Origin of the sequence: Asanoa sp. NPDC050611, from assembly GCF_040654855.1 — a bacterium.
Taxonomy (GTDB): domain Bacteria; phylum Actinomycetota; class Actinomycetes; order Mycobacteriales; family Micromonosporaceae; genus Asanoa.
This window is the reverse complement of the sequence record NZ_JBFAIU010000712.1, coordinates 1-1,063: the sequence shown is the minus strand read 5'-3', so window position 1 is coordinate 1,063 and position 1,063 is coordinate 1. Positions and strand designations below refer to the sequence as shown.

At 72.2% G+C, this 1,063-nt stretch carries 2 protein-coding genes; both read right to left on the bottom strand.

The features are described from left to right. Positions 1 to 253: hypothetical protein (locus AB0H87_RS42025; RefSeq protein ID WP_360159505.1), on the bottom strand; the 253-nt coding region annotated here is incomplete at its 3' end. 109 nt (positions 254 to 362) lie between these two features. Continuing rightward, a partial coding sequence (locus AB0H87_RS42020) for an STAS domain-containing protein (protein WP_360159502.1) occupies positions 363 to 1,063 on the bottom strand: 701 nt, incomplete at its 5' end.

The window sequence follows — 1,063 nt, the reverse complement described above, 5'->3', positions numbered from 1 at the left end:
CCGACCTGCTGTTCGGCGACCCCGGTCGCGACCCGCAGGCGGAGGCGGCCGCGTTACGCAGCACCGCCACGGCGTCCGGTGCGACCTGGCCGGCATCGGTCAGATCGACCACGATCGGTCCGCGACCACGCATCATCGACGCCATCGCGATCGCGTCGCGGAGGGTGTCGCACCGGTCGGCTTCGACGCTGCCGTGGACCATGAGGGTCGTCGTGTGGCGGTGCACCTGGCAGGTGAAGCGGAGCTCGTCCATACCTCCACGCTCCCGCCGCGTAGGTCGTCCCCGTAGGGCCGAAGGTCCCGCCCGCCAGGCTCAGGGGCCGTTTCTGCTGTGGCAGCCGGGGCCTTTGTTTCCACCGGGGCTAAGCCGGCCGGTCGCGGTCCCACCGCCAGTGCTCGTACGCCTCGACGGCGGTCGGCAGCGTCGGGAAGATCCGGTCCGCGCCGACGCTGGCGGCCAGGCCGAAGGCGGTCAGCTCGTCGAGCAGGTCCTGCTTGACCCGCGCCAGCGCGAACACGATGCCGCGGGCTTCCAGCTCCCGCCGGAGCCGGTCGACCGCGTCGAGCGCGGTGATGTCCACCTCGACGTTGGCCTCGGCGTTGAGCACGAACCAGTCGACCGGCTCCTCCTGCTGGTCGATCGCGGCCAGCGCGCGCCGGTGGAAGTCCTCAGCGTTGGCGAAGAACAGGGGTGAGTCGTACCGGTAGACCAACAGGCCGGGGACCGTGCGGGCCGCGGGGTAGTCGTCCACGTCGTGCATCCCGGCCAGCCCGGGCACGAGCCCCTGCACCGCGTCGTGGGGACGGGCCACCCGGGCGAGCATCTCGGCGACCGAGAGGGCGACCGCGGCGAGGATGCCGTAGAGGATGTCGAAGGCCAGGACCCCGGCGAACGCCCCGAGCGCGAGCAGCAGCTCGCTGCGGCGGAACCGGGCCAGCCGGCGGAACCCGGCGATGTCGACGAGCCGGACGGCGGTCCAACCTCGGCGACCTGCAGGCCGGCACCAGCAACTGCAACCCGAGCATCGACCTCTCGTCCTACTGGGTGCCCACGCTCTACTGG